Origin of the sequence: Corynebacterium sp. HMSC036D02, from assembly GCF_001836165.1 — a bacterium.
Classification (GTDB): Bacteria; Actinomycetota; Actinomycetes; order Mycobacteriales; family Mycobacteriaceae; genus Corynebacterium.
Genome location: NZ_KV827706.1, coordinates 86,669 through 112,916, shown reverse-complemented (window position 1 = coordinate 112,916; position 26,248 = coordinate 86,669). Strand labels below are relative to the sequence as shown.

Below are 26,248 nucleotides of genomic sequence, written 5' to 3'. Positions count from 1 at the left end.
CTTGGCTGTTTTAGCGGTAGCTGTTCTAACGGTTCTCATTCTGTCCAACATTGGCGGACGGGCGCACACCGAAGGAGCCCCATGCGGCATCCTCGGGAGCGACCTCCACGGTATCGACCCGCGGGTCGGTGGCGAGAGCGCGCAACTGACTCCCCCCGGAATACACCACGACTGCGTCGACCTCTGCTGGTGCCTCCTCCCCTATGTCACGGGCATGGTCGGCCACGCGGGACAGGACGGTATCGATGACGTCGGCGCGCGTGGCGCCAGCGACAGGTTCGGGAACTGCGATGGGGGCGGCCAATCCGATCACGATGGCGTCCATGCGCTCGGCGGGCTGCAGGGCGTCGCTCACGTCCTGGGGACTCAGCGGCTCCCGAAAGCCCACCAAGGCATAGGCCGGCTTATCTGCCTGCGCTAGTGAGGCCTCCGCGCGCTCGCGGTATTCAGCGGCGGTCTCGGTGCCATCCGGCCCCAATTGGTCTCCTTGCATCGCCGTGCGGGGTTGGGTGCCAAGGAGACCGAAAGCGAGAACTACCATTAGCGCCAGCGCGGCCAACAGCACCAGTGCCGCGGCCCGGCGGCGCCGGTAGATGCGCTGGCGGGTGCTCCGCTGCGGGCTCATCCGCGCAAAACCTCCACGGCGTGCTTCAGGTCCTCGGGATAAGGTGCAGGGCATTCAAACCACTTGCCAGTACCCGGGTGGGTAAATCCGAGCTCGACCGCGTGCAGCCACTGACGGTTAAGCCCCACGCGTTTGGCCAGGTTCGGGTCACATCCATACATCGGATCACCCACACAGGGATGCCCGGTGGCGGACATATGGACGCGGATCTGGTGGGTGCGGCCGGTCTCCAAATGAACCTCGAGGAGGCTGGCCTCGCGGAAGGCCTCCAGCAGCTTGTAATGTGTCACTGCTGGTTTGCCGTCATCGACGACCCCAAATTTCCAGCCCGCCGAAGGATGGCGGCCAATGGGTGCATCGATGGTTCCCACGATGGGATCCGGCAGGCCCTGGACCACGGCGTGATAGGTCTTCTGCACGGTGCGCTCACGGAAGGCGTTCTTGAGTTGGGAGTAGGCACGCTCGCTGGCGGCCACCACCATGACGCCGGAGGTTCCTACGTCGAGGCGGTGGACAATGCCCTTGCGTTCGGTAGGTCCGGCGTCGGCAAGCGCATAGCCCGCCGCCCGCAGCCCGCCAATGACGGTGGGGCCATCCCAACCCAACGTCGGGTGCGCGGCCACGCCCACTGGCTTGCACACACAGATGACGTCTTCGTCCGCGTAGAGGACATCCATGCCCTCCACCAGCTCCTCCTTGGGGATGAGTGGTTCCTCAGGCGCCGGCATCATGACGTCGATCCAGCCACCGGCATTTAAGCGCTCGGATTTACCCACTGCCACGCCGTCGATTTCCACATCCCCCGCAGCGCACAACTGGGCCACTCGGGCGCGGGAAATACCCAGGAGCTTGGCCAAGGCAGCGTCCACGCGCATGCCATCGAGGCCCTCGGGTACCGGCAATCTACGGCTTTCACGCATTACACTCCCCCTGCTTCCTGTTCTTCCGACTTCTCGTTCATCTCTGACCAGAACATCGCGATGATGAAAACCACGACACCACAGGTGATTGCCGCGTCCGCGATATTGAACACGGCGAAGCTGCCGACGGAGATATAGTCCACGACGTGCCCGAACCAAAACCCCGGTTCACGCACGAGGCGGTCGATGAAGTTGCCTAGGGCTCCGCCGGCGATCATTGCCAGCCCGACGGCCTGCCACTTGTCGTGGATACGCGGAGCGGCGATAGCAACTCCAACAACGAAAACCAGCTGGATGGTAGTGAACAACCACGTCGCGCCCTCCCCTCCCATGGAGAAGGCCGCACCAGGGTTAAACAAAAGGTAGAAGCGGAACCAGTCACCGAACACAGGTAGGGCTTCACCTTCGGTGAGAATGGACAGCATCAGCGCCTTCACGGCTTGGTCGACGGCGGCCACACCGAGCACCACCGCAACCATCACTCCGATATAACTCCTTGCTTTCACCCGTTCCATTCTAAACAGGCTCATCCGGTAATTTGGAATGCGTGTTTCGTGTGAGAGCTCTAGCAGTCCTGTCCGCCACCGTCCTGGGAGTAAGCGGCGCGCTCGCCGGCTGTTCCTATTCCCAGCCGGCCAAGCCAGTCGAAGAACCGGTCGGCTTGGCCCTCGATGCCCCGCGCGTCACCCTCTTGGAGCCCGGTGAGGGCGCCAGCCGCGTTCTGGCTTATCAGGATCTCGATGCTTCCCAGGAGCTGACCTACAAGGTCGCCACGGGCTTCGACCAGCAGCTGCGCAAGGATGGCAGCGCTGCCCCATCGCCGGCGGCCGAGGATAAGGTCACTCTTCCGCTGCAAGCTTCGGTGGAAGCTGCCACCGAGAACGTCGAAGGCCAACTTCCAGCCAGCCGCAACGCCTTCATCACCGTGGGCAAACCTGAGGCTGATGGCACGGACGTCACATCCGCTGAAGGCTTCCAATTTGGGTGGCGTGGTACAGATACCGGACAGATGAATTCTCTGCGTTTGGCGGCCCCGCAGGCAGCAACCGACCAGGCCCGCAGCACAGTCGAGCGCGCTATCACCAGCCTGACCTCCCTGCCCATCGTCTTCCCTGATGAGGAAATCGGCCCTGGTGCCCGGTGGATGGTGGAATCGCGCGTCACCGGTGAATCCACGCTGCTGCAAACCACGACCTATACCTTGGACAAGCTGGACGGGGATATCGCCACCCTCAGCGTCAAGGTGGAGCAGCGGCCTTCCCTGGGCGCGCTGTCCTTTGACGGCGCCGACGCCCCTGAAGAACTGCAGGGCAAAGAACTCAAGGTCTTGGACCACACATCCACCTCGGAGGGCTCGGTCACGGTTGATCTGACCAAGCCGCTTCCCACCGCCGGCGATGTCTCCGTAACCACCGCCATTTCTTATGGTGCGGAAGGCTCCGATCTCCGCGTGGTGCAGACCAGCGCCACCGATATGGAGTTCACAACCGACTAGCTAGCGCGCTCGGCGCCTATGCCACCGCACGCGGAAGCCGCGTCACGGTTTCCCGACAACACAGCGCCCACCACCTGACTGGCAGAAAAGCCAGTGGGTGGTGGGCGCTTAGGTTTCTCGGCCGAACTTACTGAGCCGGGGCCTCAGCGCTCTCTGCAGGCGCGTCGGCAGGGGCCTCCTCAGCAGGCGCTTCCTGGCCTTCATCGGGGGCGTCGGCAGGCGCCGCTGCGTCTTCCGGCACGGAATCGGCGCACATCTCCGGAACCTCTTCCGGCGGGACAATGTTGGTGACCAAGACACAAGCCCAGGTCTTAGACAGCTTCCATGTACCACCCTCGTTGATGAACTCCACCTGGTCGGCGGTCTGCTGCTGGCCATCCGGGGTATTGATGTGGACGGTCGCCAGCGCGGAATCCGGCACGAGGCCCGGGATGACCGGGGCCACAACCTCGAAGGTGGCACCGGATTCGGCCTGGGACTGCGACATGACGTCGAAAAGCTCCGGCGCCGTCTCACTACCCTGGACCAGCTGCACCTTTTCTTCCTGGGGAAGATTCGGGTCGGCTGCCTTGGCCAGAATCTCGTTGAGCTGCTCCACAGTGGGCATCTCGGTAGAGACAACCTGCGAGGCGGAGGTTTCGCCCGAAGGCTTGGCGGCGGTGCTGTTCTCGCTCGCTGCATCCTCAGAAGACGAGCAGGCAGACAGGACAGTCGCGGCACCCAGAGCCAGGACGGCGGCGCTCAGCTTGAAGGATTTCACAAATACTCCTCACGTAGGGGATCGTGGTTTATCCCTTTTACTCTAGCGTCCGCAAACCCAGCCCTGGGTTTCCCGCGCAGGTGCGTGGCTGTAGTAGCCTGCTGGCATGACGTTTGCCCTCATCGCCACCGGCGGCACCATCGCTTGTACGACGGTCCGTGACGGTTCCCTAGTTCCCACCGTCAGCGGTCAGCAGCTGGCCGCCTCTCTGGGCACTGACGCCGGCGCGCACGACATCGAAGTAGTGGAGTTCCGCGCACTAGATTCCAGCTCAATTACGCTGGCCGACCTCGATGAGCTCCTGTTGTGCGTTCGCGAACAGCTCGCCCGCCCGGACATTGACGGTGTGCTCATCACGCATGGCACGGATTCCTTGGAGGAGACCGCGCTGGCCTTGTCCCTTTTTGACGTGGGCGATGGCCCTATCGTGCTCACCGGCGCACAGCGCGCCTTCGACCACCCGTCCGGCGATGGCCCACGCAACCTGCGCGAGGCCTACGAGCTTCTGCGCTCCGGCAAGCCGGGCGTGTGGGTGCAGTTCGGCGGCAAGACCATTCCTGGTCGCGGCGTGCGCAAGTGGCACACTTCGCAGCTCAACGGCTTCGAGGAACTGCCGGTGGGAGACTCCGCCGTACCTCTCCTCCCCTTAGCGCCGATGGCCGGACATCCGGTTGAGATCATCGCAGCCTACCCGGGTGCCGGTGCCACGCTTGTCGACGCCTCCCTCCCCCACACCCGCGGCCTCGTCATCGAGGCCATGGGCTCCGGAAACATGGGCGCGGAAATGGGTGCCGGGGTGGCCCGCGCGCTGCAGGCGGGCATTCCCGTGGTGATCAGCACCCGAACCCCCTACGGGAATACCAAGCTGGCCTATGGCGGCGCTGGCGGTGGCGCCACCTTGGGAGAGATGGGCGCGGTGGCCGCCGGCGGATTCCGCGCCGGGCAAGCCCGCATTATGCTCGCCGCGGCACTCGCTACCGGCACGCCGGTGGCAGAGATGTTTAGCACTGCCCCCTCCGCCACGGCTTATACTGCGGGCTAGTTGTCCTCGCGTGGCGGGACCTCCACCGCCTCCTCAGGGTCGGCGTCTTCGTCCGGCGGAATGTCTTCCCAGGCCAAGGAGTTCAGCGGATCGGCCGGACGGAGGTTTTCATCCTCAGTCGCAAAAGAGCGCACAAACCCCGGGCCCGTAGCGCGGGTTTCAAAGCGGACGCTGACCACCCCGTGGCCCGCGCCCTGAATCCAGCCGTGGCCGAAATCGGGGTGATAAACGTCCTGAGTAGCGCGCCACCTGCGGCTCGACGATTCCTCGGCATCCGCCGTGGAGGAGACTTTGACCGGGGCGGACGTGCTGCCCGGCAGATAATCACTAACCCCGGTTTCATAGTCCGTGTCCGGGGCTTTGCGTACGATCTCACGGTCTAGTTCCGGGAAGAGCACGTCTTGGCGGGCCTCCTCCAACCCTGAATAGCTCACGCCCACCAGCCTGATGGGACCGAGTTCTTCTGGGTAGCGAGCCAAGCTCAGTGCTTTGGCTTCGAGCACCTTCAGATCATCGGTGGCATAGGGCAAGGTGGCTGAGCGTGACTCAATGTGAAAGTCCGCCATCCGCAGCTTCACCGTCACTGTGCGCGCGCCGCGCCCATCCTTGAGCAAACGGGAATGAGCGCCATGCGCCGCGCGGATTAGCGCCGCATCCACCTCCGCTGCCGTGCGCAAGTCGGTGGGATAGGTGAACTCGGTGGAGATTTGTTTGGCAATCGCACGCGGGGCAACGGGGCGCTCATCAATTCCTTGGGCAAGTTCCCACAACTGCACACCCACCACGTTGCCGAGTGAGATTTCGACTTCCTTGCGGCTCATCGCCGCTAGTTGGCCGATGGTCTCCACACCAATCGCGGCGAGCTTCTGCTGGGTGACCGGCCCCGCACCCCAGAGCTTGCCCACCGGCAGCGGGTGAATCAGCTCGTCGAAACGCTCGTGCGGGACAACGAAAGTGCCGTCCGGTTTCGCCTCTCCGGACGCAATCTTCGCGCTCTGCTTTCCCGCACCTGCACCGATAGAGCTGGGTAGGCCCGTCTCCGCTCTAATCACTCGGCGCAAGTTCTCCGACCAGTCGCGTACCTCCGCGGGCGTGGCTCCGAAGAGTGCTGCCGGTTCCATGAAGGCCTCATCGATGGAAAGCTGCTCGATGACCCCAGCGTGCTCCGCAATGATCCCAAATACCCGGCGCGAGGCCGCCGAATAGACTGCTCGGCGCGGTTGCACCACCACGGCTTGATACCCCACGAGCTGCTGCGCACGAAACATGGGCATGGCGGAATGCGCGCCATAAGCGCGCGCCTCATAGGACGCACCTGCAACGACTCCGCGGCCGGATGTCCCTCCTACCAGCACCGGCCGGCCGCGGAGGGTGGGGCGGGTGAGCTGCTCCACCGACGCAAAAAATGCATCCATGTCGATGTGAAGAACCCAGCGCTGCATAGCTACAAGTCTAAAACATATATTCGCATCAACAAGGAAGCCCTAGGCAGGCAAAGAGAACTAGCTCTCATGCACGGCAGGAGTGATCTATGCCCCACGATTGGCGCGTGACGCTAGACACCAAGCCCCGCATGCATGCATCATGTATGCATGCAAAAAGACAAGGTACCTGCCGCAGAAAGGGCCTATGAGCACCTCAAGCGCCGCATCATCGATGACGAGGTCGATGACTCGGACATGCTCTCCGAAGCCGCCCTTGCCGCCGAGCTAGGGATGAGCCGAACCCCGGTGCGCGAGGCTTTCCTCCGCTTGGAGGTGGAAGGCTTTTTAAAGCTCTACCCCAAACGCGGCGCGTTGGTCGTGCCCATCAGCCCCCGCGAAATCCGAGAGGTCTACGAGGCCCGCCTCCTCGTGGATGAAAACTCTGCCCGACACATCTGTGAGCTATCCACCGAGGAACGTGAACTCATTGCCGATGTCCTCGATGCCACCATCGATGAGCAAAGGGCAGCCCTCAACAATTCTGATTTGGGCACCTACACCCAACTAGACGCAAAGTTTCACCAGACCATCATGGACAACGGCGGCAACCGCCTGCTGGCGCACCTCGGCCACACGCTGCGCGAGCGCCAACAGCGATTTACCGCCACGGCCATTGGCCGCAGCGTTGAAAAGGCACGCGCCTTCGTAGCTCAACACGCCGTGCTTGCCGACGCCCTTCGCACCGGCGACATCGACTCCTACCTCACCGAACTCCACTCCCACCTCAACTCCTCAAGGAAGCAACTGTGACTGTCTCCGCGCATTCGAACCCGCTTGTCGAGGCGCCCGCTACCCAATCCGACGCCCGTACAGAAGCCAACACCATTGCTGAAAGCTCTGAAGGCACTGAAAGCTCAGTCTCCGCAGGCTCACCCATCCACTCCCCCGAAACTTCACTGTCAACGCGCGCGTGGTTCCCCGTCGCCGGTTCCATGATCGCCGTGGCGTGGGGCGGAAACGAGTTCACCCCGCTGCTAGTGATGTACCGCGAGACCTCGAATTTTTCCCAGGTTACGGTCAATGGGCTCTTGGCCGCATATGTCGTAGGTATTATCCCCGCCCTGTTGATTGGCGGCCCACTGTCTGATCTGCTTGGCCGCCGCCCCCTGCTGCTTCCCGCAGCACCGCTGTCATTGGCGGGCTCTTTCTTGCTATCCATCGCTCCTAACGAGCCACTCATCATTGCGTTGGGGCGTGTCCTGTGCGGCATGGCCTTGGGATTAGTCATGGCCGTGGGCTCAACCTGGATTACGGAGCTCATCACGCGTGCTGGCGGAGACCCGGCGGCAGGCGCTCGCAAGGCTTCCTTGTGCTTGACTGCAGGCTTCCTCGTCGGCGCAGGTATCGCTTCGGTACTCGCCCAGTGGGGTCCGTGGCCAACGCACACGGCTTATATCCTCCACATGCTGCTCACATTGCTGACCGCCGTGTGGATCCTGCATACCCCGGAGACCCGCCAGCCCACCCGGGGCGATGTCAAGACCACAGTCTTGGAACTTCGGGTGCGCGACATGCTGGAAATGCTGCATATCCCGGCCGTTGCTCACAAGCGTTTCCTGCGCGTCGTCGTCCCCGTGGCCCCGTGGGTATTCGGTTGCGCCGGAGCTGCCTATGCACTCCTGCCACAGCTCTTGTCCGATTCAGCAGGTGATGCCCCGATTGCTTTCTCCGGCCTGATGACTGTCATCACGCTGGGCTGCGGTGTCGCCGTCCAGATGGTGGGCCGACTCGTGGATACCCATCAGTCTGCGCGTGCTTCGGCACTGGCCATGTTCGTCATCACCGTCGGCGCCATCCTCGGGGCCTTCGCCGCCCACTCGCTCTCCCTGCCGCTCGGCATCGCCGCCGCCGCGACGATGGGTGCGGGATACGGCCTAGCTCTCGTCGCCGGTTTGTCTGAGGTCCAGCGCATCGCGGGCGAGCGCGAGCTCGCCGGCCTGACCGCCGTGTACTACTCCATTTCCTACACCGGCTTTTTCATCCCCATGGCCTTCAGCGCACTCGCGCCCTACATCGGTTTCACCGCGTTGTTCAGCATCGGTAGCTTCTTGGCACTGGTCTGCCTCATCAACGTCATCCTTGCCTGGCGCGCGCACCTGCCCGGCACCCGCCGCTAGCACCGCCCCACCAGTCGCGGCGCCCACCCCTGGGCCGCCCTGCGCTACCTGTGCACAGACACTAAAAGCTCCGCCTCCCACGTCCGGGAAGCGGAGCTTTTCTCTGTCCGCGATTAAGCAGTTGCGGTCTTAGGCCTTGGCCACCGTGGCGGTTACGCCCTTCAGAACGTCGTGGACGTTCTGGCCAGCACTAGCCTCGAGGGCCTCAGTCGTCACAGTGAAGTCGACAGCGAGCACCTCTGCCGCGATGTGCTCGCGGTGGCGGTTGGCCCACTCTTCCTTCTCCGCCGGGACAGACAGGACCACGGTGATGCGGTCGGTGACCACGAAGTCCTCGGCCTTGCGGGCATCCTGCAGGCCGCGGATGACATCCGCCGCCCAGCCCTCAGCCTCGAGCTCTTCGGTGACGTTGGTATCCAGAACCACTAGGCCATCCACGCCGTCCACGCGCGCCGTGGACTCCGGGTTCGCAGCCTTAAGACGCTCCGTGTACTCATCCGCGGTGAGGCGGATATCGCCGTCGACGATAACCTCCGCGCCGTCACGCTCGTAGTTGCCCGCCTTCAGGCTCTTGATGGCGCGCTGCACGTCCTTGCCCAAGCGCGGGCCTGCCACCTTGGCGTTGCAGACCACCTCGAAGGTGCCTACCTCATCGACGTCATCGGTAAGCTCAACGTCCTTCACGTTGACCTCATCGCGGATGATGTCCTTGAAGTCAGCCAAACGGGCCGAGTCCGGCATCGCCACGGTCAGCTTCGGCAGCGGCAGGCGGTTGCGCAGCTTATTGGACTTGCGCACAGACGACGCCGCCGAAGCCACCGCGCGGGTGGCGTCCATGGCGGCTACCAGGTTCGCGTCAGCCGGGTAGTCCTCAGCTTTCGGGTAGGAGGCCAAGTGCACAGAGCGCTCACCGGTCAGGCCACGGTAGATGACCTCAGCCACGTGCGGCAGCAGCGGAGCCACCACGCGGGAAACAGTCTCCAGCACCGTGTAGAGGGTGTTGAAAGCCTCCGCGTGGGTCTCCTCGCCCTCCCAGAAACGGTCGCGGGAGCGGCGCACGTACCAGTTGGTCAAGGCATCCGCGAAGAGACGAACCTCCTCGGTCGCCGAGGCAATATCGGTATTCGCCAGCGCATCATTCGTGTTCTTCACTAAGTCATGCGTCTTGGCCAAGATGTAGCGGTCCAGCACGTTGGTGGAGCTGACATCGAACTTCGCGTCCTGGGAAGCGTAGAGCTGCAGGAAGGTGTAGGCATTCCAGATCGGCAGGATAGCCTGGCGCACGCCCTCACGGATGCCCTGCTCGGTGACGATGAGGTTGCCACCGCGCAAGATCGGCGAGGACATAAGGAACCAGCGCATCGCATCCGAACCATCACGGTCAAAGACCTCGTTGACGTTCGGGTAATTGCCCTTGGACTTGGACATCTTCAAGCCGTCATTGCCCAGAACGATGCCGTGGGCCACAACCTTTTTGTAGGCTGGGCGGTCAAAGAGCGCGGTGGACAGCGCATGCATGACGTAGAACCAGCCGCGAGTCTGACCGGAGTACTCCACGATGAAGTCCGACGGCGAGTGGGTCTCAAACCACTCCTTGTTCTCGAACGGGTAGTGCTTCTGCGCAAACGGCATGGAACCGGACTCGAACCAGCAGTCCAACACGTCTGGTACGCGGCGCATCATGGACTTGCCCGTCGGGTCATCCGGGTTCGGGCGGGTCAGCTCATCGATGTGCGGGCGGTGCAGGCTGGTGGGGCGCACGCCGAAGTCACGCTCCAGCTCATCCAGGGAGCCGTAGACATCCACGCGCGGGTACTCCGGATCATCGGAGATCCACGCCGGGATCGGAGCGCCCCAGTAGCGGGTACGGGAGATGTTCCAATCGCGAGCGCCCTCCAGCCACTTACCGAACTGGCCGTCGCGGATGTGCTCCGGCAGCCACTCAATCTCATTGTGGTTGAGCTCCACCATGCGGTCACGGAACTCGGTCACCTTGACGAACCATGCCGGCAGCGCCATGTAGATGAGCGGCTCCCCGGAGCGCCAGGAGTGCGGGTAGGAGTGCTCGATGGTCACGTGGCGCACCACGCGGCCAGCTTCCTTTAGGTCCTTGATGATGGCCTTGTTAGCATCGAAGACCAACTGTCCCTCATAAGGTGGCACCTGCGAGGTGAACTTACCGTCCTCGTCCACCGGAATGACCAGGCCCACACCATACTTCTGGCAGGTGAGCATATCGTCCTCACCGAAGGCCGGAGCCTGGTGGACCACACCAGTACCGTCCTCAGTGGTGACGTAGTCCGCCAGCAGCAGTTGGTAGGCGTTCTCGACATCCGGGAAGAAATCGAAGATGGGCTGGTACTTAAAGCCCTCCAGCTCAGCGCCCTTGAACGTCTTGAGGACTTCCGCCTCACCCAGCTCCTTGGCCAGGGTGCCGGTGAGCGCCTCGGCCATGATGAAGGTGCGGCCAGCAAAGTCGCCCTCGGTGGCCTTGAACAGGACGTAATCAACCTCCGGGTGGACCGCCAAAGCCAAGTTGGACGGCAGGGTCCACGGGGTGGTGGTCCAGGCGAGGAAGGAGGCGTCGGCAAGCTCGGCGTTATCCGCCAGCGTCTTCTCCGCCGCGCTTCCTTTCACAGCACCCGCCACCGGGAAGGTGACCGTCAGGGTTGGGTCCTGGCGCATCTTGTAGGAATCATCCAGGCGCGTCTCCTGGTTGGACAGCGAGGTGTGCTCAGCCCAGGAGTACGGCAAAACCCTAAAGCCCTGGTAGATCAGGCCCTTGTCATAGAGCTCCTTAAACGCCCACATCACGGACTCCATGTAGTTCAAGTCCATGGTCTTGTAGCCGTTCTCGAAGTCCACCCAGCGAGCCTGGCGGTTAACGTACTCTTCCCACTCATCGGTGTATTCGAGGACGGACTTGGCGCAGTACTCGTTGAACTTCTCCAGGCCCATCTCCTCAATCTGGGCCTTATCCGTGATGCCGAGCTGCTTTTCTGCCTCCAGCTCCGCTGGCAGGCCGTGGGTGTCCCAGCCGAAGACGCGCGGGACGTGGTTGCCGGCCATGGTGCGGTAGCGCGGGACGATGTCCTTGACGTAACCGGTCAGCAGGTGGCCATAGTGCGGCAGGCCGTTGGCAAAGGGAGGGCCATCATAAAAGACGTACTCGGGGCAGCCCTCTGTCTGTTCGAGGCTGGCTTTAAAGGTGTCGTCGGCCTTCCAGTACTTCTGGACCTCCTGCTCCATATCGGGGAAACGGGAAGACCCAGCAGTCATATCGACTTTGGGATAAACACTGCCGACGTTCGCGGGGTTATTACTCATCTAAAAATTCCTTCACTCGTTCGCTGTGGCGGGGACGCGCCTTGCGGCTCGCGGTACCACCCCGCTTGGGCGCCGAGGCGCCCCGCTTCGTTGATGTGAAGGAGATGACGGTCCTTACCCGCCCGGTTCTAATAATGCGGCACTCACGCGCCTCACGTTCTTCCGGAATGCTCCCCGGTGATAGCCGGCTCACTGCATACGCCTAAAAGTATAGCGAGGCGGTCAAGTTTTCACAGGCCCCGGTTCCCGAAAGCCTCGAAATAGAAACGCCAGTACAGAAAAGAGGCACCTGGGATAAGGTTTTCCACAGGAACATTTTTTCTAATGCGCGCAGCTCATAAGGTGTTTTAAGCTCCACAAATATGAACGCACTACAGACTTTCCTCAACGCACTCGGAGCTGGCATCGATGTCATCGCCGAGTGCGAAGGCATGTCTGAAGCAGACCTGATCGCCGCCGGCTCCCCAGACAAAACTGCCGCGCAGTTGGTGCGGCTACACACGAGCTTCTTTGGGAAGACCGCCATGACCAGAATGCAGCGCGACGCGGTGAAGGCTGCGCGCCAGCGCGGCCACTCATTGCCCACTCTGGAGGTCATCGACCGCTATGCCCGCAAAGCCAAGACGCAGGCATTGGGCTGGAAGCTGCGCCTAGAGTTGTGCCGGACCAGCGCCGATACCCTAGCGATGGAAACGCTGGCGAAGAAGAAGCTCAAGGAGCACTCGGCCCCACCCGCGCCGAAGGAGGGCGTGACTATTTACCGCCGTCGCAATGCACCGTGGACAATGGCAATCACAGGCCCCGCGCAAATGATTGCAGAACTTAGCGACGCCGTCGACCGCGAACGCCCCCTCGAATCCATCCGCGAAGCCTTCTTTAAAGGCGCTGCTCCGCGCCGCGGCTTGCAAACGAATGTCTTGGTCCCGCTGGATGCAATGACGAAAATTCTCGACGGCGACGGCGAAGAAATCACCCTTCAGATGACCAACGGCGCCACAATGACTGGCGCGGAATACCTCAACAAGGTCATCGCCGGTGAGATCGATAAAGACGGCGCGCTCGCGACCCTTTTCCACCCCTATCACGGGCCAGTCAACCTCTACTACGAGGAGCGCTCAGCCAGCATCAAGCAACGCATCATGGCTATGGCAGAGTTCCCAGTCTGCGCTTGGGATAAGTGTATGAAACCGGCCGATGAATGCCAGGTTCACCATCTCATCGCGTGGAAGAACGGCGGGTACACCAACCAGGAAAACCTGGTGATGCTGTGCCCGTATCACAATGGCGTGAACCAGGACGACCCGAACGCGCCACCGGGACGCGGCCGCATGGCCCGGGTCAACGGAACGGCCATGAGGACGTACGGTCCCCTCCCGCCGCCCACGCCTCTGCAAGCGCCACCCGGGCTATTCGACGCCCCGGAAAGAGACGACTAGGAGCGACACAACTAGGTGTCTTCGCAGAAAAGCCCTCCACCCAGAACTACTCCTGGGGGCGAGGGCTACTCGTCGTGCTTGCGGCGCAGTTTGATCACGGTGTCTGCGATGAACAGAACAATGCCCACCCCGGCGGAGGCGAAGAGCAGGTATAAAGACCACTCAGCGGCGGAGAGGATGTAGTTCACGAAGGCCAAGAAAGCGACAAAGGCCAACAGCAATGCGCCGATAAGCATGCGTCCTCTCCTTCCCCACCAATGACTAAGGGCTCTGTGCTTTACAAAGAATGTATACCTACGAACGTATACCTACATAAAAGAATAACGGCGCCCCCGCAGGGACGCCGTTCATTCACTGATTAATTGTTGGACTTGCCGGCTTCACCGTTGGGAGCAGCGGTGCCGCGGGACTCCAGCTCCTCAAGCTGAGACTGCAGCAGGGTCTTGAGGCGGGTACGGTACTCGCGCTCGAAGGTACGCAGCTCGGAGATGCGAGCCTCCAGAGCGGTCTGCTGCTGCTTGACCGTGTTCATGACCTCAGTGTGCTTCTTCTCGGCATCTGCCTGCAGGGCAGCTGCCTTCTCCTCTGCCTGGCGAATCTGCGCCTCGGCGCGGGACGTAGCGTCAGACTCGGTCTGCTTTGCCTTGTTCTCGGCATCCGCCACCAGCTTCTTGGAGCGGGTATCGGCCTCCTGCAGCTGCGCATCGTAGCGCTTCTGGGCGTCAGCAAGCTGAGCCTTGGAGTGGGAGTCGGCGTCGGCAAGCTGCTTCTCTGCAGCCGTACGCGCCTCAGCGAGCATGGACTCGGAGTCAGCCTTAGCCTCGCTGGTAAGACGGTCCGCCATCTCCTGAGCCAGACCCAGCACGCGGGCGGCCTGCATGTGGGTATCCGGGGTGGCGAGGCCCTGTGCGTTGGACTGAGCAGCGCCTGCACCAGCCACGGCAGCGGCGGAGGAGGCAGTGCTGGAGGCTGCGGAGTTCTTCTTTGCGGACTCGAGTTCCTTCTTGGTGCGCTCCAGCTCCTTCTTGGAGGCCTCGAGCTCACGCTTAGCGGCAGCAGCTTCCTCACGGGCAGTCTTAAGCTCCGCGGAGTTGTCCTGTGCCTGGACAGCCGGTGCCTGGGCGGACTGCGCCTGAGCGGCCTTCGCCTGCTCCTGCGCACGCTTGGTCTCTTCCTTAGCCTTGGCAATCTCGTTCTTGGAGTCAGCCAGCTTTGCTTCGTACTCGGCGCGCAGCTTGGACTCGACTTCCTTACGTACGGCGGCCTCGTCGACCTTTGCGGCAGAAGCGCCGCCAGCAGCGGCGGCCGGAGCCTGAGACTTCAGTTCCTCAACCTGGGCGTGGAGATCATCGTTCTCGTCCTGCAGCTGAGCAAGAGCATCCTCAACGAGATCGAGGAACTGATCGACCTCATCCTCGTTGTAGCCACGCTTGCCAATTGGCGGCTTGCTGAAAGCGACGTTGTGTACATCAGCTGGTGACAGTGGCATTGACTTCTCTTCCCCTTACGAATCGGTCAAACCTCTAGAGGGTCCAGAGGCCGGGTACATATGCGGTTAATAATACGGATTGTGGTAACTCATTGTATCCGAATCAACACATTATCTAACGCTGGCACGAGTCTCAACGTTAACAGGAGGGTTTAATACACCCGTTAACTACATTGCAAGTCCATTGGCACCGAAAAATAGCCAGCCAATAAGTTGCGAAAGAATGGACAAAAGCAGGAACAAAACGATGATGGAAACGTCGAGCGCAATGCCTCCCAGCTGCAGCGGCGGGATGACCTTACGCAGCGCCTTAACTGGCGGGTCAGTGACGACGAAGAGCACCTCGGCAACCATCATGAACCAGCGGGGCGGATTGAATTGGCGCGAGAAAGACTGAATCATCTCAATGACAATGCGCGCCAACAGAATCCACGAGTAAAGACTCACGGCGACGAGCAGAATTGAACCTAAAGCATTCACAACGCCCGAGCCTATCCGAACCACCCCCGCGGACGGTACTCCCCTGCCCGAGGGTTCGCCCTCGGCGAACAGAAACGGCACCGCAGCGGCCGCACCGACGCCGAGAATGCCGTTCCGCTTAGACCGCTAAGGATATAGCAAGAAAACCAGCAAACCGCCCCATCACCCCTCCTCTCCTTAGCCAACACGGAGGAGAAAAGGCGATGAAGCGGTTAAAGCGCGAAGCCTTTAGCGCAGGTGTGCCGCGCGCTCGAGCTCAACAGTGGAGATATCGGCGCCCTTCGGCACGATGGCGAAAACCTTACGGCTGGTGTCCACGCCCTTAGTCAGGTTCTTCATGCGGCCTTCCAGTGCAAAGCAGAGGCCGGCGGCGAAGTCAACGAAGCGCTTTGCGGAGCCGCGGTCGGCGTCAGTGAGCTCGAAGACCACTGCGTCACCGTCACGGAAGGGACCGCCAACCTTCGCTGCATCGTCGAAGGAAACGAGCGACAGCGCCACGATAGTCGGGACAAACTCCTCTTCCTGCTTCTCGTAGGAAGGTGCATACGCTGGAGCGCTATAAGCGCGCTCGTCTGCGTAGTAAGCATCGTCGGCGTCCATGTCCATCGGGCCTAGCCCGAAGAACTCTTTGGTCCTATCAATCAGTGACATTCTGGGTCTCCCTCTGACCTAGTGTGTGCTGTTCATTTGCTGTCTTGTAATGCACTTTTACAATGACAATTAACCTAGCGGGCGCTCTCCCATAATTCCGGTTCCGACACGCACGATATCCGTTCCAGATGCAATCGCTGCATCCATGTCAGCGCTCATTCCAGCGGACATTTTTAGGCCCCTCCCTAGCTTGGCCGCGACCTCATCCGTCAGCGCCCTCACCTGCGCGAATACCTCCGCCGGTTCACTCTCCAGAGGGGGAACCACCATGAAACCACACAGCTGCAGGTTCTCCAGTTCTTCGACGATGTCCACTAGAGCAGGTACGTCCTCCAGCGGGCAGCCACCGCGCGCGGTATCACCATCGGCGGAGACCTGAATATAGACCGGAAGACTGCCCTGGCGCTGCCCGCGTTCCTTCGCAAGCGCCACGCCGCGGTCGAGACCTCGGGCCAGCTTTTCCGAATCAAGAGAATGCACACTGTGCGCCCACCGTGCTACGTGGTTCGCCTTCTTGGTTTGAACCTGGCCAATCATGTGGAAACGCATCTTGGGCAAGGCCTCTGCCTTGGCGCGCGCTTCCTGCTCGCGATTTTCCGCCACATCCGTTATCCCTAGCTCTGCCAGCAGCGCAATGTCTTCGGCGGGGTGAAACTTTGTCACCGGCAACAGCTGCGGCGCGGGGCGGCCAGCAGCCTCAGCGAAGCGGTGAATAGCAGCGCGGGTGCTCTCCAGGCCAGCCCGCAATTCTTCACGGCGCGCCGTGTCGTTGTTCGTCATTAATCCTCCAACCAAATCACGCCGGCTTGGCGTCCGGTGACGCCCTCGCGGCGATAAGAAAAGAAATCAGTGTCTTCGATCGTGCAGCGCGGATCAGACTCAATGGCCGTAACCCCCATCCCCATCAGCTGGCGAATCAGACCGGCGCGCACGTCAACGCCCCACGTTCCAGAAGAGGTCCGGGTTTTGGAGCCGGGCAGGTGCTTCTCGACGTCCTCCGCCATCTGCTCCGGAACCTCATAGTTACGCCCAGACGCGGCCGGCCCCATGAGCACTTGGATCGACGAAGGGGTGGCACCCAGCTCAATCATTGTGTTGACCGTATTCCGGACGATTCCGTTGCGCGCGCCTAGGCGTCCGGCGTGGGCGGCACCGATGACACCCGCGGAGACGTCGACAAGCAGCACCGGTGTGCAATCAGCAACGAGCACGCCAAGTCCCAAGCGCTTTTCGGTGGTCACCACGGCATCGGTGGCGGGCACGGGCTCCTTCGCGCCACGGCGTTCGGCGCCCACGACCGTCACGGTATTGGTGTGCAACTGCTCCATCCACACGATGTCCTCTAAGCCCGTTGCTCGGAGAAGTCTCTCGCGATTGGCGGCCACAGCGGCGGGGTCATCGCCGACGTGGTCGCCTAAGTTGAAAGAGTCATAGGGGGACAACGACGCCCCGCCGGCACGGGTTGTAAACACCATGCGGACGGGGCGTCGTGCTGCGTGTGCTTCCTCGTTTACTGGCATGCACTCCAGAGTAGCTGGCTGGGACTAGCGCATGAAGGAGGGCACGTCGAGATCGTCGTCGCCATCATCATCAAAATCACGGCTGTTACGCTCAGCGGGGCGCGAGAGGCGGTACTCATCGTCGGCGCCACGGCGGTACTCCTCACCACGGAAGCGATCCGAGGTGGTAAACAGTCCGCTCGATGGTGCCGGCTCAGCCGGCTGCTCGCGCTCGTAGGAGTGACGCGGGGTGTACTCCTCGCGGCCGATGCGCTGGGAGTCAGCTCGCTGCGGTTCGGCGCGGGTGTACTCTTCGCGCGGGGCCTCGGTGCGGGGTACTGCGGGGCTCGCCGGCTGTGTTTCAGCGCGGTTCTCGAAGAGAGAGCCCGGGCGTGCTGCCGGGGTAGCCTCCGAGCCTTGCTGTTGCGTCTGGCCAGGCTGTGCCGGCTGGGAGGTCATGTTGGCCTGGGCGTCGAAGCCGGTGGCGATGATGGTGACGCGAACCTCGTCACCCAGATTGTCATCGATGATGGTACCGAAGATGATGTTGGCATCTTCGTCAGCGCGCTCCTCCACCATGGAGGCAGCGGCATTGACCTCGTGGAGGCCCAGGTCGGAGCCACCGGCGATGGACAGCAGCACGCCCTTGGCGCCTTCCATGGTCGACTCCAGCAGCGGGGAGTTAATTGCCTGCTCGGCAGCGTTGAGCGCGCGGTTATCCCCGCGAGCAAAGCCGATGCCCATGAGGGCGGAACCGGCGTCGGACATGACGGAGCGAACGTCCGCAAAGTCGACGTTGATCATGCCCGGGATGGTGATGAGGTTGGTAATACCCTGAACACCATTGTGCAGAACTTCATCGGCGGCGCGGAAGGCCTCGACGATGGACAGCTCCTCGCCGCCCAGCTGCATGAGGCGATCATTCGGGATAACGATGAGGGTATCGCAGACCTCGCGCAGCTCTTCGATGCCGGCCATGGCCTGACGGGTGCGGCGAGCGCCCTCGAACTTGAACGGGCGGGTAACAACACCGACGGTCAGAGCACCCATCTTCTTCGCGATGGAGGCAACGACAGGGGCCGCACCGGTACCGGTTCCGCCGCCCTCGCCGGCCGTCACGAAGACCATGTCGGAGCCCTGGAGGGCGTCTTCGATTTCGGTCTTGTGATCCTCCGCGGAGGTCTTACCTACCTCCGGGTTAGCACCAGCACCGAGGCCGCGGGTGGCCTCGCGGCCGATGTCGAGCTTGGTATCCGCATCGGAGAAAATCAGCGCCTGGGAATCGGTGTTGATCGCCACGAACTGGACTCCCTTGAGCCCTTCTTCGATCATGCGGTTGACAGCGTTGACACCGCCGCCGCCGACGCCGACGACCTTGATGTCCGCGAGGTTGTTGCTAGATGAGATCATACGAGGGTCTCTTGCCTTTCGAATAAGGTTTTAATGTAAACGAGGAGGCGCCTCTTTTCGCGAGAGGCGGTTACATCCATCTTTAACGACATCGGGGTAATTTCGGCGCACATTTTGCCGCGTGTCGGTACCCTCAACCTCTACTTTAGGGTTGCTGACATGCGGTTTTCTTAACAGGCGCCCCACCCGTCCCACTCGCGACGTCTCTAGCGGCGAGTCACCAGCGACGGGTTAGAAATGTTCCAGGATTCGCCCTCGAGCTTGAGCACATCTTCGAAAGCAATCGCCTTGTTCTTATTGTCTTCCGAGGCTCCCCAAAAAATGGTTTTCTCATCCTCTGTGTGGAAAGTCAGCGAATACCTGTCCTTGATCTCGAGGTTCGTTACTTTCTCCCGAATCGGCGCGGGGAGGGCTGCAACGGCCTCGACAGCCGCCTGCATCTCTGGGGAGCCGGAGTCTGTGCTACCGGTCAGCTCCACGGCTTCCGGTGGTGCTTCATCTTCCGCAAATTCCTTGCCGTGATTATCCACTAGGACGGTGCTGTCACCGTCGCGCACGAAAGCCACTGCCTCGTGCTCGACGATTTCAATGTGCACCGTCGAGGGAAAAGCCCGCGACACCGTTGCGCTTTCCACCCACGGGATCGACGCCACGCCCTGCGCGGCCCCGCGAGCATCCAAGCGCGCGAGGTTCGAACCCTTGGCGACGCCACTAGCCTGCTCCACATCCTCAGCAGCGACGTGATCGTTTCCCACCACCTCGAAGGACTTCACCGTGAGGATAGGAAAAAGCCACACTGCTACTGCAGCGATGACCGCTACGAGTAGCACCACGCCCACCGCGAGCGCCCCAGTCTTTTTAGACATTCGGTTCCTTCGGGTCTTCCGCCTCATTGTTGCGTCCCAGTTCGGACAAAATCTCGCCGGCTACGTAGGTAACCGTGCCCGCACCAATCGTGAGGACGATATCACCAGACTGTGCCAGGGAAATGACGTCGCCAGCGGCTTCGGAGAAATCGGGTTCGAAGATGACCGGCATATCCTCCGGCATCTTATCCGTGATAATGCGGGAGGTAATTCCTTCAACCGGTTGCTCGCGGGCACCGTAGATGTCGAGGACGACGGCGGCGTCGGCAAGCGCCAAGGCCTGAGCAAACTCCGCGTCGAACTTCATTGTCCGGGAGTACAGATGCGGCTGGAAGCAGGCGATAACGCGCGCCCCCTCCCCCTCCGCATCCGCCTTCGCACGGGCTGCATTAAGTACTGCGGATACCTCCGTAGGGTGGTGCGCATAATCGTCGAAGACGCGGATTCCGCGCTCGCTGCCGCGGTACTCGAAGCGGCGGCGCACACCAGTAAAGTCGGTCAGGCCCGCGGCCAATTCCGCTGGGTCTCCGCCAGCCAGCGCGCCGGCCAGCAGCGCCGCCGCCGAGTTAAGAACCATGTGATGTCCGGGGACGTGCAGGTCATAGGACAGCTCCTGTGGCGCCTGCCCCGGCAGGGCCAGGCGAACGCGGACGTGCGCGCCGGCGGCGGAGACAGTTTCTTCTAGGATGTCCGCTGCGAGGGGCACAGCAGAATCTTCGCTTACCGCACTGCGTGCGCCGTAGCCCAGCACCTGGATACCGCGCTGTGCCGCGCGCTCGCCGGTGGTGGCTGCCTGCGCGTCTTCGAGGCAGACTACCAAGTAGCCACCCTCAACAACACGGTCCGCAAAATCATCAAAGACCTGGTAGTAGCTTTCCGCGGTGCCGAAATAATCCAGGTGATCCGGCTCGATGTTAGTAATCACCGCCACGTAGGGGCTGTAGCGCAAAAGTGAGGCATCGGATTCATCGGCTTCTGCAACGAAAGCGTCACCCGTGCCGCCGTGCGCGTTGGTTCCGGCACGGTTGAGCTGGCCACCGATGGCGAAAGAGGGGTCGAGCCCCGCCTGCTGCAGCGCGGACACCGCCATCGAGGTAGTCGAGGTCTTTCCATGAGTACCGGCGAGCAGGACCTGGCGGTGGCCTTCCATCAGCTCAGCCAACAGGTCCGAACGGCGAATAACCGGGATTCCGGCCTCGCGCGCAGCAGTGAGCTCGGGATTGTCCTGCGGGATGGCGGCGAAGGAGGTCACGACCACCGTCGGCTTATCACCAGCCAGGTCAAGGTTCTCAGCGGCATGGCCAATGGCGATCTGCGCACCCATCGTGCGGAGGACGTCGACAGCCGTCGATTTCTTAACGTCCGAGCCGGTGACGACCGCGCCCCGACTAACCAGAATGCGCGCGAGGCCGGACATACCGGAGCCTCCGATACCGACGAAGTGGACGCGGGACAGGTCCGTGGGGGCAGGGGTATCAGTCATGGTGAAAAATCCTTCTTTCATAAACCTGTACTGTGCGTCTAGCCGCGGTTCTCGACGGCGACACGCTGCGCGATGCGGTCAGCGATGATGGCTGCAACCTCACCGGCCGTGCTGGCATCAGCGGCAGCACGCATGGCCGTCAAAGCTTCGGGGTGGTCAAGGATAGCGCGAACCTCGGCAACGAGGCGCTCCGAGGTCAGCTCGGCGTCCGGAACCTGAACCGCGGCACCGGAATTCACCAGCGCGCGCGAGTTCAGAGCCTGTTCACCATTGCCGTGCGGCAGCGGCACATAAAGCGCGGGCAGACCAGCGGCGGAGACCTCTGCCACCGTCATCGCTCCAGAACGGCAGACCATGAGGTCAGCAACGGCCAGAGCGCCAGCCATGTCATCGATATAGGGCACCGCGGTGTAGTGCTCGCGCGCAGCCGGCGCCGCATTCTTTTTGCCATAAGCGTGCAGCACTTGGAAATCTCGACACAGGTCATCGAGTGCGCCGGCCACGGCAGTGTTGATGCTCACCGCTCCCTGTGAACCGCCGGTTACCACGATCGTCGGGCGATGCGCGTCGAGGTTCCAGTTCTGGCGCGCAGCAGCCGCCTTTGCGCCGTCTGGATCCTCCCCCATGCCCGGACGCACGGGGATTCCCAGGACCTCACCGGGCATACCGGAGCCTTCCTGCGCGTTAATACCCGTGCCGCCGAGGCGCACCCCCAGCTTGTTAGCCATGCCAGCCAGAGCATTCGTCTCGAGCACGAAGAACGGGATGCTCAGAGACTTCGCTGCCAGGTAAGCCGGCGCAGCAACGTATCCTCCGGTGCCAAAGACCACATTGGCCCCGACGTCTTTCAGAACCGCGCGGGTTTCCCGAACAGACTTGAGGATCCGCCACGGCAGCTTAGCGGCATCAGCGTTGATCTTGCGTGGGACTGGGACCGGTGTAATCATGCGCAAATCGACGCCACGCGCCGGCACGATATCGCTTTCCAAACCTCGTGGGGTTCCTAGCGCGGTCACCCGCGCGCCGTGGCGCTGGCGCAGCTCCTCCCCCACCGCGAGCGCTGGTTCGATGTGTCCGGCAGTGCCGCCACCTGCGATGACGACGGAAATCGGCGTGTCATTCATGCACTACACGCTACCAGCGCCGTGCTTTACTACCGACGCTCGCCGCGCCGATACTCCCGGCGATACTCCCGCCGTTGTTCCCCCTGCGGCGCTTGCGCGCGCGACGAGCGCCCTGTTACTGCACGCCCAAATCTTTCCTCGCGGCTGCGCTCAACATGGCGCTGGGAGCGGTCGCGGTGCGCGCGCTGAGAACGTGTCGCCTCTTTGCCTTCACGCGGGGCTCTGTGTGCCCCGCCGCGACGCTCGTTAGGCGGTGTGGGCTCGGGGATGAAGAAGATACGGTCGAAGAGCGGGCGCCCAAAGTTCTGCATGGCGGAAACCTGCAGCGGCTCGTGGCGCGCCACGTTGCACAGCAGGCCCATCGACCCAATCGTGATCACCGCGGCCGTACCACCTGCGGAAATCATCGGCAGCTGGATACCCGTCACCGGCAGCACGCCGATCACGTAGCCGATGTTAATGAATGCCTGCACGACAACCCCCACCGCTAACGTGGCGGCCAGCAAAGACTGGAATTGGTCCTGGGCGCGCGTTGCCGCCCGCAGCCCGAAGTAGCCCAGCACGGCGAATAGCCCGATGACAAGGGCACCGCCCCACAGGCCCAATTCCTCACCAATGATGGCGAAGACGAAGTCATTCTTCGCCTCTGGGAGGTAGAACCATTTGGCGCGTGACTGGCCGAGGCCAACGCCCCAGAAGCCGCCGTCGGCAAGCGAAAGGAAGCCCTGGTAAGCCTGGAAACCGGTACCTTGTGTGTCCTCGATATTGCCGCGCAGCGCATCGAAATAAGTGTGGAAGCGGTGCGAACGGAAGCCGCCGGCCAAGAAGACGGTGACCATGCCGATGGCACCGAAGACACCGACGACGGTCGGAACACGCCAGTCCACACCAGCGAAAACCAGAGTGAACACGACGATGAGGGCGAAAGAGACACCCATGCCGAGATCGCCTTGGGCCACAATCAGTACGAACATGATGCCGGCGATGATGGAGTACATCATGAAAGGGTCCGTCAGGCGCATCGAACGGTGCGTCTTATCCGCCAGCGCTGAGGCGCCGTACATGCCCACAGCCACGCGGGCGAACTCGGAGGGCTGGAATGCCACACCACCAGGCAGCATGATCCACGACTGCGAACCGACCTCCGCACGACCGGTACCAATGCCAGGTACGAGGACGAGGATAAGAAGCAGGATGGATAGCCCCAAGAACCACGGCACGAGTGCCCGGAGCGTGCGGGGCGACATGCGCAGACCAATCCAAAACACGATGAGGCCGGCGATAACGAGCACGCACTGGCGCAGAGCAGCTGACCACGGGCTATCGGTCTCTGACAGAGACGTCGCCATCGACGAGGAGAAGGCCATGAGGACGCCGATGCCGATGAGCGAAAAAATGGCGATGCGCAGCACTAAATAGTCGAGCCCGGGGTAGGCGCGGAGGCGCTCGCGGAGATCACGCAGGTGGTATCCCAGCGTGCGTTGTGGCTTCTGGGTGCTGGTGGCGGTCACGGGTGCTCCTAGCGCTAGCGGGCGAGGCGGCGGGCAGCGGCGGCAAAGATATCTCCGCGCTGGCCCATACCGGTGTACATGTCCAACGATGCCGCAGCGGGTGCTAAAAGCACGGTATCGCCGGCGTCGGCGTGTTGCACGGCGGCGGACACTGCCTGTTCCATTGCTGCTTCCGGATCGTGGCTATCCACGATGAAAACGGGCACGTGTGGCGCTGCCTTCACGAGGGCTTGGGCAAGCACATGCTTGTCGACGCCCACCAGAACCGCTGCCTTCAGTCGCGCGGCATGGGTGCGCAACAGTTCCGAGACATCAGCGCCTTTCAACTGGCCGCCGGCCACCCACACCACGGAGTCCAACCCGCGCATAGCGACCTCCGCGGCATGTGGGTTCGTTGCCTTGGAATTGTCGATGTAGGTCACGCCAGCGTGGCGGTGAACGATCTCCCCGCGGTGTCCTGCCACCACGTAGGCGCTGAGTCCCTCCGCGATGGATTCCGGTTGAGCACCAGCGAGAGCCGCCACTGCCGACGCGGCAGCGGCATCCAGCACTCCGGCCAGACCGGCGGGTTGGATGGTGGTGACATCGTCCACCACGGCGGATTTCATCCCCGCAACCTCGTTGACGAGGAGGCTGCCGGTGCTCACGCCTACTTCACCTGCGGCAGGCTCAGCATGGCTGAAAGCAGTTGCGCCGGGAAGAGAAGCAGCGAGCACTCGAACGTGCTCATCTTCCTTGCCGTAGACGGCATGCTGACCACGCAGAATCTTGGCCTTGTCTGCGGCATAGGCCTCGAAGGATCCATGCCAATCCAGGTGATCGTCGGCGAGGTTAAGCAGTGCCCCGACTTCTGGGCGCAGGTGGGAGGACCAGTGCAATTGGAAGGATGAAAGCTCCGCTACGAGGATGTCCACGCGGGGCTGGGCGGCCAGGGCATCAAAGGACGAGACGCCGATATTGCCTACCGCTTGTGCGCGCTGGCCGGAGCGTTGCTCGTCGGCAGCCATGATGGCGGCAAGCATTCCGGTCGTCGTGGTCTTACCGTTGGTACCGGTGATCGCGAGCCAGCGGCGCGGGGCGCCAAAAACTTCTGCTTGGTCGAGACGGTAGGCCAACTCCACATCACCGATCACCTCAAGGCCGCGGGAGGCTGCGGCGGCGAGCAACGGCGAGTCCGGACGCCATCCTGGTGAGGTGACGACGAGCGAGTACTCGGCTAGGTCCACCGCGGAGGTGTCCACGGTGGCAACGTCCAACTCTGCGGCGATGCGGCTGCGAGAGTCCGCGTTGCCATCGGCCACCGTTAAATCCACGCCCAAGTTGGACAGGACTGCCGCGCACCCGCGGCCGGAGACGCCTGCGCCGGCAATGAGGACGTGGCCGGAGAGAAAATCTGGGCGCGTCATGCGCCTACTCCTATGCCGGAGGCGGTGAGCCAATCCCCGTAGAAGATAGCCACGCCGGCCATCGCCGCCATGGCAGCCAGGAGCCAGAAGCGCACAACGACAGCCGTTTCCGCCCAACCACCGTTCTCAAAGTGGTGGTGGATCGGCGCCATACGGAAGAAGCGCTTTCCGGTGGAATGAAAGACCACGATTTGGATGACGACGGAGACCGTTTCGATGACGAACAGGGCACCGATGATGATCATGAGCAGCTCGGTACGGCTGGTAACGGAAATACCCGCGACCAAACCACCAAGTGCCAAGGAACCGGTGTCTCCCATGAAGATTTTGGCGGGCGCGGCATTCCACCAGAGGAAGCCTAGGCATCCACCCAGACCTGCGGCCGCAAGCACTGCGAGGTCGAGCGGATCGCGCACCTGGTAACACCCAGCAGCAAAATTAGTGGCGCAGGAGTAGCGGAACTGCCAGAAGGTCATCAGCGAATAAGAGCCCATGACAATCGCGGTAACACCCGCCGCGAGGCCGTCGAGGCCGTCGGTGAGGTTCACTGCGTTCGACCACGCCGCAATGAGGATGTACATGAAGATCAAGAACACGATGGTTCCGATCACCGTGCCGCCGACAGCTAGGTCGAAAGTCTTCAAATCTCGGATGAAGGATAGCTTGGTGGAGCCTGGGGTCAGCCCCGCATCGTTGGGGAAACGCAGGACCAAGAAGCCGAAGAGCAGCGCCAGCACGAGCTGGCTGATCAGCTTGGCGGTCTTATTGAGTCCGAGGTTGCGGTGGCGGAAGAGTTTGATGAAGTCATCCGCGAAGCCCACCGCGCCCAAGCCCAAGGTCAGTCCGAGGACCAGCAAGCCGGAGGCGGTAAAGGCCTCATGCCCTGTCAGCAGGCCATAGAGGCCGGCCACAACATAGGCCACCAAGATGCCCGCGAGGATGGCAAGACCACCCATCGTCGGCGTACCGCGCTTGCGCAGGTGAGACTTGGGGCCATCCTCGCGGATCTCTTGTCCGCGGCCGGTATCGGAGAAATAACGGATAAGAACCGGGGTGGTAAAGATCGCCACGAGGAAGCTAACCGCACCAGCGATGATGATCTGAGTCACGAGCTTGAAGTCCT

24 protein-coding genes are annotated in these 26,248 nt (G+C 62.1%); 5 read left to right on the top strand and 19 right to left on the bottom strand.

Annotated features, from left to right (window positions below; all coding sequences use genetic code 11):
• Positions 1–25 precede the first annotated feature (25 nt).
• From HMPREF2743_RS11290 to lspA, 3 genes are read right to left on the bottom strand one after another with little or no spacing between them, the layout of a single operon-like run.
• Positions 26–625 (bottom strand): hypothetical protein, encoded by a 600-nt coding sequence (locus tag HMPREF2743_RS11290; protein ID WP_070526773.1) that lies wholly within the window; start codon positions 623–625, stop codon positions 26–28.
• Positions 622–1,545 carry an RluA family pseudouridine synthase gene (locus tag HMPREF2743_RS11285; RefSeq protein ID WP_070526770.1) on the bottom strand — a complete coding sequence of 308 codons (924 nt, stop codon included), beginning with the start codon at positions 1,543–1,545 and terminating at the stop codon, positions 622–624. The genes HMPREF2743_RS11290 and HMPREF2743_RS11285 overlap by 4 nt, the downstream gene beginning before the upstream one ends.
• Positions 1,545–2,060 carry a signal peptidase II gene (gene lspA / locus HMPREF2743_RS11280; RefSeq protein ID WP_070526767.1) on the bottom strand — a complete coding sequence of 172 codons (516 nt, stop codon included), beginning with the start codon at positions 2,058–2,060 and terminating at the stop codon, positions 1,545–1,547. Before lspA ends, HMPREF2743_RS11285 begins: the two co-directional genes overlap by 1 nt.
• A gap of 41 nt (positions 2,061–2,101) precedes the next feature.
• On the opposite strand from lspA, the gene HMPREF2743_RS11275 reads away from it, so the two are divergent.
• Positions 2,102–3,040, top strand: a complete 939-nt coding sequence (locus HMPREF2743_RS11275; protein WP_246824502.1) for a hypothetical protein — start codon at positions 2,102–2,104, stop codon at positions 3,038–3,040.
• A 127-nt stretch (positions 3,041–3,167) separates the two neighbouring features.
• On the opposite strand, the gene HMPREF2743_RS11270 is transcribed toward HMPREF2743_RS11275, so the two are convergent.
• Positions 3,168–3,800 carry a WKL family lipoprotein gene (locus HMPREF2743_RS11270; protein ID WP_070526761.1) on the bottom strand — a complete coding sequence of 211 codons (633 nt, stop codon included), beginning with the start codon at positions 3,798–3,800 and terminating at the stop codon, positions 3,168–3,170.
• A gap of 106 nt (positions 3,801–3,906) precedes the next feature.
• Here HMPREF2743_RS11270 and HMPREF2743_RS11265 point away from each other — a divergent pair, with 106 nt between their 5' ends.
• Positions 3,907–4,842, top strand: a complete 936-nt coding sequence (locus HMPREF2743_RS11265) for an asparaginase (RefSeq protein WP_070526758.1) — start codon at positions 3,907–3,909, stop codon at positions 4,840–4,842.
• Here HMPREF2743_RS11265 and HMPREF2743_RS11260 read toward each other — a convergent pair.
• Positions 4,839–6,284, bottom strand: a complete 1,446-nt coding sequence (locus HMPREF2743_RS11260; RefSeq protein ID WP_070526755.1) for a DNA polymerase IV — start codon at positions 6,282–6,284, stop codon at positions 4,839–4,841. The two genes, HMPREF2743_RS11265 and HMPREF2743_RS11260, sit on opposite strands and share 4 nt — an antisense overlap.
• A 150-nt stretch (positions 6,285–6,434) precedes the next feature.
• Between HMPREF2743_RS11260 and HMPREF2743_RS11255 the strand changes: the two genes are divergently transcribed.
• On the top strand, positions 6,435–7,076 hold the full coding sequence (locus HMPREF2743_RS11255) for a GntR family transcriptional regulator (RefSeq protein ID WP_070526751.1): 642 nt from the start codon (positions 6,435–6,437) through the stop codon (positions 7,074–7,076).
• 182 nt (positions 7,077–7,258) lie between these two features.
• Positions 7,259–8,443: an MFS transporter gene (locus HMPREF2743_RS11250; RefSeq protein WP_210398326.1), complete on the top strand. Its 1,185-nt coding sequence runs from the start codon at positions 7,259–7,261 to the stop codon at positions 8,441–8,443.
• Between the two features lie 129 nt (positions 8,444–8,572).
• Here the strand turns inward: HMPREF2743_RS11250 and ileS are convergent, their stop codons facing one another.
• Positions 8,573–11,770 (bottom strand): isoleucine--tRNA ligase, encoded by a 3,198-nt coding sequence (ileS, locus tag HMPREF2743_RS11245; protein WP_070743619.1) that lies wholly within the window; start codon positions 11,768–11,770, stop codon positions 8,573–8,575.
• A gap of 362 nt (positions 11,771–12,132) precedes the next feature.
• On the opposite strand from ileS, the gene HMPREF2743_RS11240 reads away from it, so the two are divergent.
• Complete coding sequence (locus tag HMPREF2743_RS11240; RefSeq protein ID WP_070526741.1) at positions 12,133–13,206, top strand: HNH endonuclease signature motif containing protein; 1,074 nt, start codon at positions 12,133–12,135, stop codon at positions 13,204–13,206.
• Positions 13,207–13,271: 65 nt separating this feature from the next.
• Here HMPREF2743_RS11240 and HMPREF2743_RS12810 read toward each other — a convergent pair whose 3' ends face one another.
• From HMPREF2743_RS12810 to mraY, 13 genes are all read right to left on the bottom strand, one after another.
• Positions 13,272–13,442, bottom strand: coding sequence for a hypothetical protein (locus HMPREF2743_RS12810; RefSeq protein WP_168162406.1), 171 nt, complete (start codon positions 13,440–13,442; stop codon positions 13,272–13,274).
• Positions 13,443–13,564: 122 nt separating this feature from the next.
• Entirely contained in the window at positions 13,565–14,695 is a 1,131-nt protein-coding gene (locus tag HMPREF2743_RS11235; protein ID WP_070526737.1) for a DivIVA domain-containing protein, read from the bottom strand.
• A 168-nt stretch (positions 14,696–14,863) separates the two neighbouring features.
• Positions 14,864–15,175 (bottom strand): YggT family protein, encoded by a 312-nt coding sequence (locus HMPREF2743_RS11230; RefSeq protein ID WP_010190521.1) that lies wholly within the window; start codon positions 15,173–15,175, stop codon positions 14,864–14,866.
• 228 nt (positions 15,176–15,403) lie between these two features.
• Entirely contained in the window at positions 15,404–15,826 is a 423-nt protein-coding gene (locus tag HMPREF2743_RS11225; RefSeq protein WP_012715146.1) for a cell division protein SepF, read from the bottom strand.
• A 69-nt stretch (positions 15,827–15,895) separates the two neighbouring features.
• Positions 15,896–16,606: a YggS family pyridoxal phosphate-dependent enzyme gene (locus tag HMPREF2743_RS11220; protein WP_070526734.1), complete on the bottom strand. Its 711-nt coding sequence runs from the start codon at positions 16,604–16,606 to the stop codon at positions 15,896–15,898.
• Entirely contained in the window at positions 16,606–17,346 is a 741-nt protein-coding gene (pgeF, locus tag HMPREF2743_RS11215) for a peptidoglycan editing factor PgeF (RefSeq protein ID WP_070526731.1), read from the bottom strand. Before pgeF ends, HMPREF2743_RS11220 begins: the two co-directional genes overlap by 1 nt.
• A 24-nt stretch (positions 17,347–17,370) precedes the next feature.
• Complete coding sequence (ftsZ, locus tag HMPREF2743_RS11210) at positions 17,371–18,735, bottom strand: cell division protein FtsZ (protein ID WP_070526728.1); 1,365 nt, start codon at positions 18,733–18,735, stop codon at positions 17,371–17,373.
• A 206-nt stretch (positions 18,736–18,941) separates the two neighbouring features.
• The gene (locus HMPREF2743_RS11205; RefSeq protein ID WP_083298984.1) at positions 18,942–19,601 is read right to left on the bottom strand and encodes a cell division protein FtsQ/DivIB; all 660 of its coding nucleotides are present in this window, start codon (positions 19,599–19,601) and stop codon (positions 18,942–18,944) included.
• Positions 19,594–21,084 carry a UDP-N-acetylmuramate--L-alanine ligase gene (gene murC, locus HMPREF2743_RS11200; protein WP_070526722.1) on the bottom strand — a complete coding sequence of 497 codons (1,491 nt, stop codon included), beginning with the start codon at positions 21,082–21,084 and terminating at the stop codon, positions 19,594–19,596. Before murC ends, HMPREF2743_RS11205 begins: the two co-directional genes overlap by 8 nt.
• Positions 21,085–21,122: 38 nt before the next feature.
• Positions 21,123–22,208 carry an undecaprenyldiphospho-muramoylpentapeptide beta-N-acetylglucosaminyltransferase gene (gene murG / locus HMPREF2743_RS11195; RefSeq protein WP_070818819.1) on the bottom strand — a complete coding sequence of 362 codons (1,086 nt, stop codon included), beginning with the start codon at positions 22,206–22,208 and terminating at the stop codon, positions 21,123–21,125.
• A 29-nt stretch (positions 22,209–22,237) separates the two neighbouring features.
• A complete protein-coding gene (locus HMPREF2743_RS11190; protein WP_070526715.1) occupies positions 22,238–23,719 on the bottom strand; it encodes an FtsW/RodA/SpoVE family cell cycle protein in 1,482 nt (493 codons plus the stop codon).
• A gap of 14 nt (positions 23,720–23,733) precedes the next feature.
• The gene (gene murD / locus HMPREF2743_RS11185; RefSeq protein ID WP_070818818.1) at positions 23,734–25,125 is read right to left on the bottom strand and encodes a UDP-N-acetylmuramoyl-L-alanine--D-glutamate ligase; all 1,392 of its coding nucleotides are present in this window, start codon (positions 25,123–25,125) and stop codon (positions 23,734–23,736) included.
• The gene (gene mraY, locus HMPREF2743_RS11180) at positions 25,122–26,234 is read right to left on the bottom strand and encodes a phospho-N-acetylmuramoyl-pentapeptide-transferase (protein WP_010190532.1); all 1,113 of its coding nucleotides are present in this window, start codon (positions 26,232–26,234) and stop codon (positions 25,122–25,124) included. The genes murD and mraY overlap by 4 nt, the downstream gene beginning before the upstream one ends.
• Between the last annotated feature and the right edge of the window lie 14 nt (positions 26,235–26,248).